The sequence below is a fragment of the Streptomyces sp. NPDC031121 genome (assembly GCF_055570615.1).
The window spans coordinates 1-16,725 of sequence record NZ_JBVIGV010000006.1 but is presented as its reverse complement, the minus strand read 5'-3'; the positions used below and the strand labels follow the sequence as shown (position 1 = coordinate 16,725).

At 74.6% G+C, this 16,725-nt stretch carries 14 protein-coding genes; 7 read left to right on the top strand and 7 right to left on the bottom strand.

The annotated features are described in order from the left end of the window. Window positions 1-39 precede the first annotated feature (39 nt). Window positions 40-552 (bottom strand): hypothetical protein, encoded by a 513-nt coding sequence (locus ACZ462_RS12235; protein ID WP_467803916.1) that lies wholly within the window; start codon window positions 550-552, stop codon window positions 40-42. 400 nt (window positions 553-952) lie between these two features. Here ACZ462_RS12235 and ACZ462_RS12230 point away from each other — a divergent pair, with 400 nt between their 5' ends. The 4 genes from ACZ462_RS12230 to ACZ462_RS12215 are packed head-to-tail and all read left to right on the top strand — an operon-like array spanning window position 953 to window position 5,253. Beyond that, window positions 953-3,757 (top strand): sensor histidine kinase, encoded by a 2,805-nt coding sequence (locus ACZ462_RS12230; protein WP_467803917.1) that lies wholly within the window; start codon window positions 953-955, stop codon window positions 3,755-3,757. Beyond that, on the top strand, window positions 3,754-4,191 hold the full coding sequence (locus ACZ462_RS12225; protein WP_114056680.1) for a roadblock/LC7 domain-containing protein: 438 nt from the start codon (window positions 3,754-3,756) through the stop codon (window positions 4,189-4,191). Before ACZ462_RS12230 ends, ACZ462_RS12225 begins: the two co-directional genes overlap by 4 nt. 11 nt (window positions 4,192-4,202) lie before the next feature. Further along, window positions 4,203-4,649 carry a DUF742 domain-containing protein gene (locus tag ACZ462_RS12220; RefSeq protein ID WP_467803919.1) on the top strand — a complete coding sequence of 149 codons (447 nt, stop codon included), beginning with the start codon at window positions 4,203-4,205 and terminating at the stop codon, window positions 4,647-4,649. Next, complete coding sequence (locus ACZ462_RS12215; protein WP_467803921.1) at window positions 4,630-5,253, top strand: GTP-binding protein; 624 nt, start codon at window positions 4,630-4,632, stop codon at window positions 5,251-5,253. The genes ACZ462_RS12220 and ACZ462_RS12215 overlap by 20 nt, the downstream gene beginning before the upstream one ends. 139 nt (window positions 5,254-5,392) lie before the next feature. Here the strand turns inward: ACZ462_RS12215 and ACZ462_RS12210 are convergent, their stop codons facing one another. From ACZ462_RS12210 to ACZ462_RS12200, 3 genes are read right to left on the bottom strand one after another with little or no spacing between them, the layout of a single operon-like run. After that, entirely contained in the window at window positions 5,393-6,598 is a 1,206-nt protein-coding gene (locus tag ACZ462_RS12210) for a lipid-transfer protein (RefSeq protein ID WP_467994519.1), read from the bottom strand. Further along, complete coding sequence (locus tag ACZ462_RS12205) at window positions 6,595-7,041, bottom strand: Zn-ribbon domain-containing OB-fold protein (protein ID WP_467803923.1); 447 nt, start codon at window positions 7,039-7,041, stop codon at window positions 6,595-6,597. The genes ACZ462_RS12210 and ACZ462_RS12205 overlap by 4 nt, the downstream gene beginning before the upstream one ends. A gap of 36 nt (window positions 7,042-7,077) precedes the next feature. Continuing rightward, window positions 7,078-7,743 carry a M15 family metallopeptidase gene (locus ACZ462_RS12200; protein WP_467803925.1) on the bottom strand — a complete coding sequence of 222 codons (666 nt, stop codon included), beginning with the start codon at window positions 7,741-7,743 and terminating at the stop codon, window positions 7,078-7,080. A gap of 29 nt (window positions 7,744-7,772) precedes the next feature. Here ACZ462_RS12200 and ACZ462_RS12195 point away from each other — a divergent pair, with 29 nt between their 5' ends. Further along, window positions 7,773-8,282: an NUDIX domain-containing protein gene (locus ACZ462_RS12195; protein ID WP_467803927.1), complete on the top strand. Its 510-nt coding sequence runs from the start codon at window positions 7,773-7,775 to the stop codon at window positions 8,280-8,282. Here the strand turns inward: ACZ462_RS12195 and ACZ462_RS12190 are convergent. After that, on the bottom strand, window positions 8,273-10,675 hold the full coding sequence (locus tag ACZ462_RS12190) for a glycoside hydrolase family 31 protein (protein WP_467803928.1): 2,403 nt from the start codon (window positions 10,673-10,675) through the stop codon (window positions 8,273-8,275). The two genes, ACZ462_RS12195 and ACZ462_RS12190, sit on opposite strands and share 10 nt — an antisense overlap. A gap of 261 nt (window positions 10,676-10,936) precedes the next feature. Between ACZ462_RS12190 and ACZ462_RS12185 the strand changes: the two genes are divergently transcribed. Continuing rightward, a complete protein-coding gene (locus ACZ462_RS12185) occupies window positions 10,937-12,919 on the top strand; it encodes an acetoacetate--CoA ligase (RefSeq protein WP_467803929.1) in 1,983 nt (660 codons plus the stop codon). A 74-nt stretch (window positions 12,920-12,993) separates the two neighbouring features. Further along, window positions 12,994-13,884 (top strand): hypothetical protein, encoded by an 891-nt coding sequence (locus tag ACZ462_RS12180; protein WP_467803930.1) that lies wholly within the window; start codon window positions 12,994-12,996, stop codon window positions 13,882-13,884. Window positions 13,885-13,970: 86 nt separating this feature from the next. Here the strand turns inward: ACZ462_RS12180 and ptsP are convergent, their stop codons facing one another. Further along, window positions 13,971-15,641, bottom strand: coding sequence for a phosphoenolpyruvate--protein phosphotransferase (gene ptsP / locus ACZ462_RS12175; protein WP_467803931.1), 1,671 nt, complete (start codon window positions 15,639-15,641; stop codon window positions 13,971-13,973). A 92-nt stretch (window positions 15,642-15,733) separates the two neighbouring features. Then, window positions 15,734-16,183: a PTS sugar transporter subunit IIA gene (locus ACZ462_RS12170; protein WP_467803932.1), complete on the bottom strand. Its 450-nt coding sequence runs from the start codon at window positions 16,181-16,183 to the stop codon at window positions 15,734-15,736. Window positions 16,184-16,725 lie beyond the last annotated feature (542 nt).

Sequence of the window (16,725 nt, the reverse complement as noted above, 5' to 3'; positions counted from 1 at the left end):
CCGCCGCACCCGCCGCCGGACGGCGGGCAGAGCATGCCCCTACCCGGCTCCGCCGCGCGCGGATATGTGCTCAGCCCAGCCGGCCGGCCCGCCGGCCGCGGCCTGCCGGCTCCCTCCGGCCCGGCCGCGGCGGGCGGCGGCGCGCTCCTCGCGGCGGGCCCGGCGCCTCTCGCGCCTCAGGCTCCGCGCGGTGCTGCTCGGCTCCGACACCACCCCGTACCGCTGGTTCCAGATCTGCCGCGTGATCAGCACGTCCAGCACGCCCCACGTGGCCACCACGGTCCCGGCTATCGCGGCCAGCACCATCGGCAGGGCCAGCCACGACCCCGTGACCGTCAGGAAGAAGGCGATCGTCGCCGCGGTCAGCGTCACCGCCACGATCAGCACCGCCCGCACCGCGGACTCCCGCACCGGGTCCGGCATCCGGCGCCGCCGGGCCGGCTCCTCCTGCCACAGCCCGCGCCGCGGCCCGCCGGCCGCCCCGGCGCCCGCACCCGCACCCGCCCCGCCGGGCACCGACGCTCCCGCGCCCGCGTCCTCGTACGTCCCCATGGCGCGCTCCCTCCCCTCGAACTGCCGGTGATGTCTACCCTGCCCGCGCAGAGCCGGACGACGCACCCGGCGAAAACCCCTCGAACAGGTAGACGTGCACCGGCCCCGGGAGATTCCCGGATCGCGGACATTCACCCGCACCGCCGAGCACGCCGGAACGAATACTTCCAGCCATCCGTGCCGCTCGGAGGACCGACCCCCCACCGAGTGGCATCTGCCGCATATCGGAACGCAGTTGCCAGGAGGTAACGGACAACTCGTGATCTCCGCCCGGGCGGCAGGCCGAAAACGTCCGGACACGCCTTCGAAGCCGTCGCGCAGCAGTAGTAGGCTCACGCCGTTTGAGTGACGGAACACCAATCCCCGCAAAGGGGGTTGAGCTGGGGAGGCTGGGGAGGCCATGCGCTTTCGCGGGAAGTCCATCCGCCGGAAGATCGTGGCGCTGCTGCTCGTGCCGCTCGTCTCCCTCACCGCCCTGTGGGGCTTCGCCACCGTCGTCACCGGCCGCCAGGCCGTCCAACTCCTCGACGTCGCCTACGTCATCGACAAGGTCGGCTATCCCATCGAGGACGTCGTCCGCGTCCTGCAGAAGGAGCGCCGCCAGACCCTCGTCGTCATCGGCGACCCCCGCGCCTCCGCCGCCACCGCCGAACTCGCCAAGCGCCGCGCCGCCACCGACGAACTCGTCGACCGCATCGGCAGGAACGCCCGCGACCCCGAGGTCGTCGAGGAGCTCACACCGGCCGCCAACCAGCGCCTGACCTCCATCCTCGACGCCTTGAACGGCATCGGCACGCTGCGCCGCTCCGTCGACCAGAACACCCTGGACCCCAACCAGGCCCTGGAGATGTACAGCCGGCTCGTCGACCCCTGCTACGACTTCCTGATGAACCTCCACGCCCTGGAGAACGTGGAGATGGACAAGCAGGGCCGCGCCCTCGTGGGCATCACCCGCGCCCGCGAGACCCTCTCCCGCGAGGACGCCGTCATCGCCTCCGCCCTCGCCGCCCGCAACGCCAGCCCCGCCGACCTGCGCCAGGTCTCCGACCTCGCCGCCAACCGGCGCCTGCTGTACTCCTTCAACCTCGCGATCCTGCCCCCCGCCGAGCGGGACGTCTTCGAGACGTACTGGAACGGGCCCGACACCAAGCCCCTGCGCGACGCGGAGGAACGCTTCCTCTCAGGCGGCCCCGGCAAGAACCCCCGCAGCATCACCGCCGCCCAGTGGGACGATGCCGCCGGCAAGGTCCTCGACGACCTCGCCACCATGGGCACCGCCGCCGGCGACCGCTACCAGGAGCGCGTCGAGCCCGTCGCCGTCACCGTCCTCGTCCAGGCCGCCGTCGCCGGCATCCTCGGCTTCTTCGCACTGCTCGTCTCCCTCTTCATGTCCGTCCGCATCGGCCGCGACCTGGTCCGCGACCTGTCCCGGCTGCGCAAGGAGGCCCACGAGGTCTCCGGCGTCCGCCTCCCCGCCGTCATGCGGCGCCTCGCCGCCGGCGAACACGTCGACATCGAGACCGAGGCCCCCCGCCTGGAGTACGAGAAGGACGAGGTCGGCCAGGTCGGCCAGGCCCTCAACACCCTCCAGCGCGCCGCCGTCGAGGCCGCCGTCAAGCAGGCCGAACTCCGCAAGGGCGTATCCGAGGTCTTCGTCAACCTCGCCCGCCGCAACCAGGTCCTGCTGCACCGCCAGCTCACCCTGCTCGACACCATGGAGCGGCGCACCGAGGACGCCGAGGAACTCGCCGACCTCTTCCGCCTCGACCACATGACCACCCGCATGCGCCGCCACGCCGAAGGCCTTGTGATCCTCTCCGGCGCGGCCCCCTCCCGGCAGTGGCGGCGGCCCGTGCAGCTGATGGACGTCGTCCGCGCCGCCGTCGCCGAGGTCGAGGACTACGAGCGCATCGAGGTGCGCCGCCTGCCCCGCCTCGGCATCGCCGGCCCCGCCGTCGCCGACGTCACCCACCTCGTCGCCGAACTGCTGGAGAACGCCACCGTCTTCTCACCGCCGCACACCGCCGTCCAGGTCCACGGCGAACGCGTCGCCAACGGCTTCACCCTGGAGATCCACGACCGCGGCCTCGGCATGAACCCCGAAGCGCTCCTCGACGCCAACCTTCGCCTCGCCGAGACCCCCGAGTTCGAGCTCTCCGACACCGACCGCCTCGGCCTGTTCGTCGTCAGCCGCCTCGCCCGCCGCCACGACGTCAAGGTCGTCCTCCAGCCCAGCCCCTACGGCGGCACCACCGCCGTCGTGTTCCTCCCCGCCGCGCTGCTCACGGAGGCCCCCGACACCCCCGGCGGCGGACTGCGCTCCGGCAGCGGCAGGCACGACCGCCACGGCCGCCCCGCCGGCGCCGGCAAGCGGCCCGCCCACACCGCGCCGGCCGTGCAGCACCAAGCGGGCGGCCGGCCGCTGCCCGCCGCCGACCGGCGCCGCCCCGTCGAACTCGAAGCCCCCCTCGGCGTGCTCGGCCTCGACGGCGCCGACGACACCGCCGCCCTCGACGAGGCCGCCGCGGGCATCGCCGGCCTCACCGGCGTCGGCGGCCGCCCCGCCATGGCAACCCTCGACGACGAGACGCCCCCGCACGGCACCCCGCGCAGCGCCCTGCTCGGCCTGCGCCCTGCCGACCGGCAGCACCCCGAGCGCAGGACGGCCCGCGACCGCGAGCCGCTCGCCCCGACCGGCCCCGTGCGGCTGGAAGGCCACCGCACCGAGCCGGTCCGCGGCCCCCGCCCCGACGCCGCCCGCTCCGCGGGCCCGGTGCCGCTGCCGCGCCGCCGCCCCACACCGACGCTGGTCGCCGACCACGGCCGCCGGGTGGAGCCCCGCCCGGTCACCCCGGTCACCCCGGTCCCGCTGCCGCCGGACCTGCAGGAGCCGGAGCCGCCCGCACCGCAGCCCGAGCAGGCCGCCCCCGCCCCGGCCACGGGCCCCGGCGGGCTGCCCCGGCGGGTCCGGCAGGCGAACCTCGCGCCGCAGCTGAAGTCCGCCCCCGCGCCCGCCGCCGCCCGGCCCGCGCCGGACGGGGGCGCGGCGGCCGAGCGCGACGCCGAAGACGTACGCACCCGTATGTCCGCCCTCCAGCGAGGCTGGACGGCGGGCCGCAACAAGCACGCACAGCAGTCCGAGACCGGGGCCGGCACCCGCGCCGGCCGCGGTCCCGCGAACGAGAACGAGGGGGACGGTCGATGACCGCACCGCAGACCGGCAACGACATCCGCAGCCGCGGTTCCGGCCAGCTCAACTGGCTGCTCGACGAGCTCGTCGACCGGGTCGGCAGCATCCGCAAGGCGGTCGTCCTCTCCGGCGACGGCCTGCCCACCGGCAGCTCCAAGGACCTGACCCGCGAGGACAGCGAGCACCTGGCCGCCGTCGCCTCCGGCTTCCACAGCCTCGCCAAGGGCGTCGGCCGGCACTTCGACTCCGGCGGCGTCCGCCAGACCGTCGTCGAGCTCGACGAGGCGTTCCTCTTCGTGATGGCCGCGGGCGACGGCAGCTGCCTGGCCGTGCTCTCGGACGCCGACTCGGACGTCGGGCAGGTCGCCTACGAGATGACCCTCATGGTCAAGCGCGTCGGCGACCACCTGGCGACCGCCCCGCGCTCCGGACTGCCAGCCGGAGGGTGAGTCGAGGCCGCATGAGCGATCCAGGCGCAGAGCACCAGGAGCACGCTGCCGGCGCGGACACCGCCCGGGCCCCCGGCCCCGACGAGCCGCACTGGTTCGACGACGAGGCGGGGCCGGTCGTCCGCCCGTACGCGATGACCCGCGGCAGGACCAGCCACACGGGCCAACACCGGCTCGACCTGATCGCGCTGGTCGTCGCCGAGCCGGCGGCGGACGACCCGGTGTGGGAGCTGACGCTGTCCCCGGAACACGCCCACATCCTCGGCCTCTGCCGGGAGCGCCCCCAGTCGGTCGCCGAGATCGCGGCCGAACTCGACCTGGCGGTCGGGGTGGTGCGCGTCCTCATCGGGGACCTGGCCGAGGACGAACTGGTCCACGTGACCCGGCCGGTGCCGCCGGCCGAACTGCCCGACGAATCCATTCTGCGTGAGGTGATCAATGGCCTTCGGGCGCTCTAACCGCGGGGCGATGCACGCCGTCTCCCCGGTCGAGCCGCTGACCCTGAAGATCCTCGTCGCGGGCGGCTTCGGTGCCGGCAAGACCACCCTGGTCGGCGCGGTGAGCGAGATCAGGCCGCTGCGCACCGAGGAGTCGCTCTCGGAGCCGGGCGCGGGCATCGACGACACCGGGGGAGTGGAGGGCAAGAGCACCACCACCGTCGCCATGGACTTCGGGCGGATCACCCTGCGCGAGGACCTGGTGCTGTACCTGTTCGGCACCCCGGGCCAGGACCGCTTCTGGTTCCTGTGGGACGAGCTGGCACAGGGCGCCCTGGGCGCCGTGGTCCTCGCCGACACCCGCCGGCTCGCCGACTGCTTCGCCGCGGTCGACTACTTCGAGCGGCGCGGGATCCCCTTCACCGTCGCGGTCAACTGCTTCGACGGGGCGGAGCGCCACCCGGTGGTCCACGTCCGGGAGGCGCTGGACCTCGACGCGGGCGTGCCCGTGCTGCTGTGCGACGCCCGCGACCGGGAGTCCGTCAAGGACGTGCTGGTCGGGGTCGTCGAGCACGCGATGTCCACGGCCCGGGCCCGCCGCCGGAGCCTGACCGCCGGGACCTGAGGGCGCCGGAGCGGCCCGCACCCCCGCCGACTGGGGTACGGGCCGCGGCCTTCACGGGGGGCAGGGGGACGGTTTCGGGACCGTGGAGCGAGTGTGAACCCGCTCCGCGGCACCGTCAAGCGTCCGCGCACACCTGCCGTCAGCGCACGGCCACGACCGCCGACCCGTGCCCGAAGAGCCCCTGGTTCGCGGCGATCCCGACCCGCGCTCCCGGCACCTGGCGGGCGCCCGCCACCCCGCGCAGCTGCCACGTCAGCTCGCACACCTGGGCGATGGCCTGCGCCGGGACGGCCTCTCCGAAGGAGGCCAGCCCGCCGCTCGCGTTGACCGGCACCCGCCCGCCGAGCGCGGTGGCGCCCTTCCCGAGGAGCGCCGCCCCCTCGCCCGGGCCGCAGAGGCCGATGTCCTCGTACCACTCCAGTTCCAGCGCGGTGGACAGGTCGTACACCTCGGCCAGGGAGAGGTCCTCCGGCCCGATCCCGGCTTCCTCGTACGCGGCCCGCGCGATCGACGCCCGGAACGGCCCGGCGGCGCTCGCGGAGCCGGCCCCGGCGCCGACCCCGCAGGCCGAGTCGGTCGCGATGTCCGGCAGGTCGAGGACGGTCCGCGGATACCGCGGCGTCACCGTCGACACCGCCCTGATCCGCACCGGGTCGGCCACGCCCCGCGCCCGCGCGAACTCCATGCTGCCCAGCACCAGGGCGGCGCCCCCGTCCGAGGTGGCGCAGACGTCGAGCAGCCGCAGCGGGTCGGCGACCACGGGGGAGGCGGCCACCTCCTCGGCCGTGACCGCCCTGCGGTAGCGGGCCAGCGGGTTCAGCGCCCCGGCCGCCGCGTTCTTCACCTTCACCCGGGCGAAGTCCTCGGCCGTGTCCCCGTACACGGCCATCCGCCGGCGCGCGTACAGCCCGAAGTACGCCGGGTTCGTCGCGCCCAGCAGCCGGAACCGCAGCCAGTCCGGGTCGTCGGGCCGCTCCCCGCCCGCCGGGGCGAAGAACCCCTTGGGGGCGGCGTCCGCGCCGACGACCAGCACCGCGTCGGCCTGCCCGGCGAGGATCTGCGCCCGCGCCGCCGCGACGGCCTGCGCCCCGGACGCGCACGCCGCGTACACGCTGGCCACGCGTGCCCCCTGCCACCCGAGGGCGCGGGCGAACGTCGCGCCCGCCACGTGCCCGGGGTAGCCGCCGCGCACGGTGCAGGCGCCGACGACGGACTGCACGCCGCTCCACTCCACCCCGGCGTCGGCGAGCGCGGCCCGCGCCGCGACCCGCCCGTACTCGACGAAACTCCGGCCCCACTTGCCCCACGGGTGCATTCCCGCCCCGAGCACCGCCACGTCCTTCATGCCGGGCCCCCCACCGGCCGGAAGCGCCAAGTGGTCCACACGGTGTCCGCGTCCCCGGCCAGCACCCCGCCCACCACCTCGACCTCCATGCCCACCTCCAGATCGGCCGGGCCCACCCCGGGCACGGCCTGCCCCAGCACGACCATCCCCTCCGCCTCCAGCTCCACGGCGAGGAGCGTGTACGGCTCCCAGGGCTCCTCCGGATCGGAGGGGTAGGGGGCGGGCGGGCGGTACCGCCCGTCGGTGTAGGACCACACCCGGCCGCGCCGCGACAGCGGCACCTCCTCCATGGCGCCGCCCCCCGCGCAGTGCGGATTGCGGCAGTACGCGTCCTCCCGCGGGAAGAACACCGCCGCGCAGGCCGGGCACCGCGTCCCGAGCAGCCGGAAGCCGCCCTCCTCGGTGAACCACCCCGCCACGGCGGGTTTCCGGATCCGCTCCACAGCCCCTCCTTCTGACGGCTCGTCAGAAGTGTGGGTTCATCCGCGTACGGCGCGCAAGGCGACGGGGAAGTCGAACCCCTCCCGGAACGCCTCGGGCCGGTGCGTGAAGTGCCACCACTCCTCGGGCAGGTTCATGAACCCCTCCGCCTCCAGCACCCGCCGCAGCAGCCGCCGGTTCTCCCGCGCGTCACCGCCGATCCGCGGATCGTCCGTGTGGGACAGCGGACCGAACCAGTCGAACGGCGTACCCATGTCCACCGGCCGCCGCCCGGGAAGCCGCACCAGCGTCACGTCCACCGTGCTCCCGCGGCTGTGCCCCGACCGCTCCGCGATGTAACCGAGCGCGACGAGCTGCGACTTGTCCACCTCCGGGTAGAACTCGCCCTTCGTCACCTGGTCCCCCGCGTCCCGCGCCCACCGCACGAACCGGTCCACCGCCCGCTGCGGCCGGTAGCAGTCGTACACCAGCAGCGAGAACCCCTGCGGCCGCAGCGCCCGCTGCGCCCGCCGCAGCGCCTCGGCCGCCGGCTTCGCCAGCAGGCACACCGGCTCCTCGTACCCCTCCACCACCCGCCCCGTGAAGTTGCGGACGGTCGCGTAGCGCATGTCCTGCCCGATGCCCGGATCGACGTCCGACAGCGCCGTGAACCCGCTCGGCGACGAACCCGCCAGCACCGCCAGACACCCCGCAACCACCGCCATCCGCATGCCCCTTGACTTACCATCGCCGCATGCCGGCACACCTGAGGGACTCGCACTGCTCCACCTGCGGAACACCGTTCGACACCGCGGGCTGGCCCCGCACCTGCACCGCCTGCGGCGCCGTCACCTACCGCAACCCCCTCCCCGTGGCCGTTGCGCTGCTCCCCGCCGAGGACGAGGCGGGCACCGGCCTCGTCGTGATCACCCGCACCATCGAGCCCGCCCTCGGCGGCACCGCCCTCCCCGGCGGCTTCGTGGACTTCGGCGAGGACTGGCGCGAAGCGGTCGTCCGCGAACTGCGCGAGGAGACCGGCATCCACGCCCCCGCCGCCGACGTCGCCCTCGCCGACGCCATGAGCTCCCCGGGGGGCCACCTGCTCCTCTTCGGCCTCCTCCCGCCCCGCCCCCTGGCCACCCTCCCCCCGCCGACCCCGACGGACGAGACCACCGGCTGGCACCTCCTGCGCACCCCCGCGGAACTGGCCTTCCCCCTGCACACCCGGGCCGCCGCGGCCTGGTTCGCCGGCCGCTACGCCTGACCGGGCCGCACAGCAGCCGGACGCACCGCGTCCACCCCCCGCACCACCGCACCCTCCACCCGGGCGCCCGCCGCGTCCTCGACGACGACCTCACCGCCCGCCCACCGCACCGCGTACCGCTCCACCACCCCCGGCTCGAACCCCGGCCCCGGATCCCGGATCACGACCCCGCCCCCGACCCGCCCCGGCGCCGGCGCCCACACCTCAGGCACCACCCCGCCCGCCTCCGCCGCCCGGACCGCCAGCACGGCACCCGCCCGCGCCAGCACCGGCACCCGCCCCGCCGGCGCGTCCAGCACCACCCGCCCGGGCCCCTCGTACGCGGCCCCGGTCGCGGTGTCGTACCAGCGGCCCCGCGGCAGCCGGACCGCCCGCCGCTCCACCCCCGGCTCCAGGACCGGCGCGACCAGCAGCCCGTCCCCCAGCAGGAACGCGTCCTCGCAGTCCCGCAGCGCCCGGTCGCCCGGATCCCCCCACCACAGCGGCCGCACATACGGGGCCCCGGTCCGCCGGGCCAGGTGCGCCAGCGTCACGAAGTACGGCCGCAGCCGCTCCCGCTCCGCCAGCACCGCGGCCGCGTGCCGCTCAACCTCCGGCCCGAACTCCCACGGCTCCCGGCGGCCCGCCCACAGCGCCGAGTGCGTCCGGAACAGCGGCAGGTACGCGCCCAGCTGCAGCCACCGAAGGTACAGCTCGGGCGACGGCGAGCCCCCGAACCCGCCCACGTCCGGCCCCGAGTACGGGACGCCGCACAGCCCCAGCCCCAGCACCAGCGACAGCGAGGCCCGCAGCCCCTCCCAGCCGGTCACGACGTCCCCCGACCACGTGCCCCCGTACCGCTGCATGCCCGCCCACCCCGACCGCGAGAACAGGAACGGCCGCTCGCCCGGCCGCAACCGCACCAGGCCCTCCCAGCCGGCCCGGGCCATGCCGAGGGCGTACACGTTGTGCGCGGCCCGGTGGTCGCCGCCCTCCCCGTCCAGGGAGTGCCGCGCCGACCGCGGCAGGGTGGTCTCCCCGAACGGCGCGAACGACACCGGCTCGTTCATGTCGTGCCACACCCCCGAGAAGCCCTGCGCGAGCCGCTCCGCGTACAGCCCGCCCCACCACGCGCGCACCTCCGGATCGGTGAAGTCCGGATAGGCGCACTCACCCGGCCACACCTCGCCCCGCACCTCCCGCCTCGCCGCGTCCCGTACGAACGCCCCGTGCGCGCCGACCGCCCGCCCCGACGCGTGCAGCGCGCAGCCGGCCTTCACCGCGGGGTCGACGATCGACACGAGCCGCACCCCGGCGCCGTCCAGCTCCCGGGCGAGCCCGGGAAGGTCGGGGAACCGCTCCCGGTCCACGGTGAACACCCGGTGCCCGTCGTAGTGGTCGATGTCCAGGTGGACCGCCGACAGCGGCAGCCCGCGCGCCCGGTACCCGGCCACCACGCGCCGCACCTCCTCCGCGCTCCCGAACCCCCACCGGGCGTGCTGGTACCCCAGCGCCCACGCGGGCGGCACCGCGGGGGCGCCGGTCAGCGCGGCCCAGCCGCGCAGCACCCGCGCCGGGGTGCCCGCCAGCACCCAGCAGCGCAGCGGGCCGCCGTCCATGCGCAGCTCGCAGCTGCCGGGGCGGTCGGGGCCCGACCCGTAGCCCTCCTCGCCCTCGCGCAGCACCACCCGCCCGTCCCACGTGTTGTCGTGGAACACCAGGTGCGTCCCCGCGTCCGCGACGACCAGCTGCACGGGCATCGTGATGTACAGCGGGTCGTCGCCCGGACCGAACGCGCCGCCCGGGTCGGTGTTCCACAGCCGGTACGCACCGTCCCGCAGCCGCGGCCCGCCGGCCCGCCCGCCAAGCCCGAAGAACCGCGCGTCGGCGCCCACCTCCGCCCGCACCAGCCACCGCCCGCCGGCCGCGGACCCCGCCCGCGGCCCGCCCGGGTCCGGCTCCCACCAGCGCGGCGGCAGCTCCCGCCGCAGCACCGCCCCACCCGGAGTGCGCACCTCCACGGCCCCGTAACGCGACACCCCGACGATCACCCGCTGCGACACCACCCGCCAGCCACCCCCGGTGTCCGGCTCCAGCGCCGCCCGGGGGTCCGGCTCCGGCCCGCCGCCCGGAACGGCGTACGAAGGCGCCGCCGACGCCCCGTCCCAACCCCAGAACACCGCCCCGCCCGCCGTCACCCGCACCAGCAGCTCGGACCGGGCGAACCGGAGCACCCCGCCGCCCGGCGCCGGCTCCGTCCCCGCCAGCAGCCCCGGAACGCGGGCCCGCTCCGGCCCGCGCCGCGGCAGGCCCGCCGCGTCCGCCCGCCGGTTCCGCAGCGCGGACCGCCACGCCCGCCTCCCGCCCTCCGTGCCGAACCCCTTCAGCGCACGCACCAGATCGCGACCGTCCATGCCGCCCACCCTGCCAGCGGGAGCCGCCCGCACGGGGGACGTTCAGACACCGTTCACCTGCCGCTACCCGCGCACACGCCCAGGGCACCCCTGGTGCGGACGTGGATCACATGGCATCGTCCCTGTGTGCCACCGCGAGCCCACCCCGCCCGCGGCCGCACGGAACGACCAGCACCGATCCACCCACCCACGCACCTGCACGCCGACACCACGGCACACCGTGCACACCACGCGCGGGCCGCACTGACCGGGAGCCGACCCATGACCTCGTCCACCCAGCCGGAACCCCTCTGGACCCCGGGGCCCGACCGGATCGCCGCGGCCCGCATCACCGCCTTCCAGGCGTGGGCGGCCGAGCGGCACGGAGCTCCCGCGGACGGCGGCTACCCGGCACTCCACCGCTGGTCCGTCGAGGAGCTCGACACCTTCTGGCGGGCCGTCGCCGAATGGTTCGACGTCCGCTTCACCGCCCCCGCCGAGCAGGTCCTCGCCGACCGCTCGATGCCCGGCGCCCGCTGGTTCCCCGGCGCCACCCTCAACTACGCCGAGCACGCCCTCCGCGCCGGCGAGGACCCCGCCCGCGCCGGCGACGCCGCGCTCCTCCACGTCGACGAGACCCACGAGCCCGCCCCCGTCACCTGGTCCGAGCTCCGCGGCCGCGTCGGCGCACTCGCCGCCGAGCTGCGCGCCCTCGGCGTACGCCCCGGCGACCGCGTCAGCGGCTACCTGCCCAACATCCCGGAAGCCGTCGTGGCCCTCCTCGCGACCGCCGCCGTCGGCGGCGTCTGGACCTCCTGCGCCCCCGACTTCGGCGCCCGCAGCGTCCTCGACCGCTTCCAGCAGGTCGAGCCGGTCGTCCTGTTCACCGTCGACGGCTACCGCTACGGCGGCAAGCAGCACGACCGCCGCGACACCGTGGCCGAACTCCGCGCGGAGCTGCCCTCGCTGCGCGCCGTCGTCCACATCCCACTGCTCGGAACGCCCGCCCCCGAGGGCACCCTCGCCTGGGCGGACCTTGTGTCCACCCCGGCCGAGCCGGTGTTCGAGCAGGTCCCCTTCGACCACCCGCTGTGGGTCCTCTACTCCTCCGGCACGACGGGCCTCCCCAAGGCGATCGTGCAGTCGCAGGGCGGCATCCTCCTGGAGCACCTCAAGCAGCTCGGCCTCCACTGCGACCTCGGCCCCGAGGACCGCTTCTTCTGGTACACCTCCACCGGCTGGATGATGTGGAACTTCCTCGTCTCCGGCCTCCTCACCGGCACGACCGTCGTCCTGTACGACGGCAGCCCCGGGTACCCCGACACCGGCGCCCAGTGGCGGATCGCCGAGCGCACCCGGGCCACCCTGTACGGCACCTCCGCCGCGTACGTGATGGCCTGCCGCAAGGCCGAGGTCCACCCGTCCCGCGACTTCGACCTCTCCGCCGTCAAGTGCGTCGCGACGACCGGCTCCCCCCTCCCGCCCGACGGCTTCCGCTGGCTCCACGACGAGGTCGCCGAGGACCTGTGGATCGCCTCCGTCAGCGGCGGCACGGACGTGTGCAGCTGCTTCGCCGGCGCCGTCCCCACCCTCCCCGTCCACATCGGCGAGCTCCAGGCCGCCTGCCTCGGCACGGACCTGCAGTCATGGGACCCCTCGGGCAAGCCGCTCACCGGCGAGGTCGGGGAGCTGGTCGTCACCAACCCCATGCCGTCGATGCCCGTCCGTTTCTGGAACGACCCGGACGGCAGCCGCTACCGCGACAGCTACTTCGAGACGTACCCGGGCGTGTGGCGCCACGGCGACTGGATCACGATCACCGACCACGGCTCCGTCGTGATCCACGGCCGCTCCGACTCCACCCTCAACCGGCAGGGAGTCCGCATGGGCTCCGCGGACATCTACGAGGCCGTCGAACGCCTGCCGGAGATCAAGGAGTCGCTCGTCATCGGCCTGGAGGAGCCGGACGGCGGCTACTGGATGCCGCTGTTCGTCCACCTCGCCCCCGGCGCCGCCCTGGACGAGGACCTGAAGGGCCGCATCAAGGCCACCATCCGCGAGGAGCTCTCCCCGCGACACGTGCCCGACGAGATCATCGAGGTACCGGGGATCCCCCACACCCTCACCGGCAAGCGCATCGAGGTCCCCGTCAAGCGCCTTCTCCAGGGCACGCCCCTGGAGAAGGCCGTCAACCCCGGGTCGGTGGACGACCTCGGCCTGCTCCGCTTCTACCAGGAACTGGCACAGGCACGCGCCGGCTCCTGAAGCGCCGCCCGGAAGGCGTTGTCAGTGGCTCTGATTACTCTGAGTGAGCATTCGTTCGCACGCCAGGGGGAGCCATGCCAGACACACGGAAGACGACAACGCTGCGCCGCGAGGTACCCGGCACGATCGGCCTGCTGGCCGACCCCCGGGACTTCGCGGCCATGCGCCGCTACCGCAGCTTCACCTTCGACGACCACCACGAGTACCTGCGGCACGTCGACGACCTGCTGAAATCCCTGGCCGACCAGGGCATCCACACCACGGTCGCCCTCTTCGACCCGGAGCAGTACGCCGCCTTCTGCACCGAACAGGGCCTCGACCCCGACTCGGCCGCCTCCCGCACCCGCTTCACGGCCGAGCTCGCCGGCACCGGCCCGGGGCTCCCGTACACCGGACTGCCCGTCGCGGACATGGTGCCGCTCCTGGTGGACGAGGCCGCCCGCCAGGCCACCTGGGAGTACGCGGCCGCGGTCCTCGCCCGCGCCGGAACCTGCGCCGACTGCGGCCAGGACATCGGCCGGTCCGCGTTCGAGAGGGCCGCCACGGCGGTCACCCGCCTCGTTGCCGGGGCCGGGACCGGCCACCACCACGCCGTGTGCTCCATCCCCACCGGGGACCGGCAGCTCGTCGCCGTGCTGCACGCCCGTACGGCAGGCCCACCGGGCCCGCCCGGCCTGCCGGGCTTCGACCCGGACGGGCGGGAGGCCCTCGACTTCGTCACCGTCCTGGCCGCCGGCATGGCCCTGGGCGGAGCCGGAGGCCTCGTCCTGCGCACCACCGCCGACGGGGGAGGCGACCGGGTCCACGGCTGGCGCCTGGACGGAGGAGGCCTCGTCCCCCTCTCGGCGGCGGCCGTGTTCAACGCCTACTGCACCGACCCCGACACCGGCGAACCCGTCGCCCCCGAGCACGGTGTCGACTACCGGCCCGGATTCGAGGTGGACGACCCGCCCCCGCACCACTGAGCCGGCCCGGGGCCCGTACAAGCCGAGGGGCCCCGCCACGACTGGCGGGGCCCCTCGGCCGACCAAGCACTGAATCCGTGCGACGCCTACTCGCCGGACAGCACCGCCTGCGCGGCCATCCGCGCCTCCTCGGCACTGTCCGCGGCACGCGCCGCCGCCGCGGCACGCTCGCACTGGGCGAGCGTGTACTTGGCGAGCGTCGCCCGCACGTAGGGGATCGACGCCGCACCCATCGACAGGGAGGTCACGCCCAGACCCGTCAGCACACAGGCCAGCAGCGGATCCGACGCCGCCTCGCCGCACACGCCGCAGCTCTTGCCCTCGGCCCGTGCCGCGTCCGCCGACAGCGCGACCAGGTCGAGCAGCGCCGGCTGCCACGGGTCCTGCAGCCGGGACACCGCACCCACCTGCCGGTCCGCGGCGAAGGTGTACTGGGCCAGGTCGTTCGTGCCCAGCGACAGGAACTCGACCTCCTGGAGGATCGAGCGCGCCCGCAGGGCCGCGGAGGGGATCTCCACCATCGCCCCGAACTTCGCCTGGAGCCCGGCGGCGCGGCAGGCGTCCGCGAACGCCTTCGCGTCGGCCCGGTCGGCGACCATCGGAGCCATGACCTCCAGGTGCACCGGCAGGCCCTCGGCCGCCTTCGCCAGCGCGGTCAGCTGGGTCCGCAGCACCTCCGGGTGGTCCAGCAGGGTGCGCAGCCCGCGCACGCCCAGCGCCGGGTTCGGCTCGTCGGACGGCGTCAGGAAGTCCAGCGGCTTGTCCGCGCCCGCGTCCAGCACGCGCACCACGACCCGGCCCTCGGGGAACGCCTCCAGGACCTTGCGGTAGGAGTCGACCTGCTTCTCCTCCGACGGCGCCTTCTTGCTGTCGTCGAGGAAGAGGAACTCGGTGCGGAACAGGCCGACGCCCTCGGCCCCGGCCTCCACCGCGGCCGGCACGTCCGCCGGGCCCCCGACGTTGGCCAGCAGCGGCACCCTGTGCCCGTCGGACGTGGCCCCCGGACCGGACGACGCGGCCAGCGCGGCCTTCCGCTCGGCGGCCGCGGCCTCCAGCTCGGCCTTCTTCCCACTGCTCGGATCGACGAACACCTCGCCGGTCGAGCCGTCCACCGCGATGACGGTGCCCTCGGCGATCTCGCCGGCACCCGGCAGCGCGACCACGGCCGGCACGCCGAGCGCCCGCGCGAGAATCGCGCTGTGGCTGGTCGGCCCGCCCTCCTCGGTGACGAAGCCGAGTACCAGCGCCGGGTCGAGCAGCGCCGTGTCCGCAGGAGCCAGGTCCCGCGCGATCAGCACATACGGCTCGTCGCTGTCCGGCACACCCGGCATCGGCACACCGAGCAGCCGCGCCACGATCCTGTTGCGGACGTCGTCCAGGTCCGCCACGCGCCCGGCCATGTACTCGCCGGCCCCGGCGAGCAGGTCCCGGTACGCGGCGAACGCGTCGTACACACCGCGCTCCGCGGTGCTGCCGACGGCGATCCGCCGGTCGACGTCCGCCATCAGCTCAGGGTCTTCAGCGATCATCGCCTGGGCTTCCAGCACGTGCTGGGCCTCGCCCCCGGCCAGCTGCCCCCGCGCGACCAGGTCGGCCGCGACCGCACTGACGGCCTGGCGGGCGCGCCCCTGTTCGCGCTCCGCCTCGTCTGCCGTGATCTGCCGGGCCGGCGGCTCCAGAACCGCCGTGCCCATGTGCCGCACTTCGCCGATGGCCACACCGTGGCTCACGCCGACGCCTCGCAGCGTTGTCTCCATTTCACCCGTCTCCGATCGAGCGACGGTCCCGGCCGCCGCGGTGGATGTCCGACTCGCCCGTGCTGCCGGGCGGACGTGTCCCTGCCGGCCGCTCAGTTCCAGTTGAAGAGCGTGCTTCCGGCCTGGACGTCGCCGATCTCGGCGACGTCGAGGAGGGACTCCGCGGAGGCCTCCAGCGCCACGACGGGGCAGATCGGCGACTTGCCGGCCGCCTCGACGGCCGCCGGGTTCCAGCGGATGACGGCCTGGCCGCGGCTCACGGTGTCGCCCTTGCCGACGAGCAGCTCGAAGCCCTCGCCGTTGAGCTGGACGGTGTCGATCCCGAGGTGAGTGAGAACGCCGTGCCCCTCGCTGTCGACGACGACGTACGCGTGCGGGTGCAGGGAGACGACCACACCGTCGACGGGGGACACCGCCTCGGACGCCTCACGCACGGGGTCGATGGCGGTGCCCGGTCCCACCATCGCGCCGGAGAACACCGGATCGGGCACTGCCGCGAGTCCGATGGCGCGCCCGGCAAGTGGGGACGTGACGGTGGTCATGGGGGCCTCCCAGGGGGTGGGGCTTCGTCGCCACGCCGTCACTGACTGTCCTCGACGGCGCACGTTCTGAAGGGTATGTCATGAGATGTCCCGGTTCGCGCGAATCGAACCTCCTGTCGGAGGCCGCGAGCGCTTCCGCCGACACCGTAGTGGACTAGACCATACGCCTGATTCGATTTGCCTGTGAACCACGGGAGCGCTACTGTCGTGACTCCCGCCACGACGGCCCCCGTGAATCCCCACGGACAGCCGGTGGACGGGAGCCAACCACCTCAGACGCTGATCTACATCTCAGCTCTCTCCTGCACGCCGCAAGGCGGAACGGCCGAGTTGCAGAGAACGAGAAAAGCCCTGATATGGTCGGACCCGCCGGAAAGGGAAAGCGCGAAAGCGAATACCCCGGAAAGCGGAGCGCGAAGACTCTGATAGAGTCGGAAACGCAAGAATGAAGAACGAAAGCCCGGAGGAAAGCCCCAGTAAGTGTTACTGCGGGTGAGTACGAAGGAAGCGTCCGTTCCTTGAGAACTCAACAGCGTGCCAAA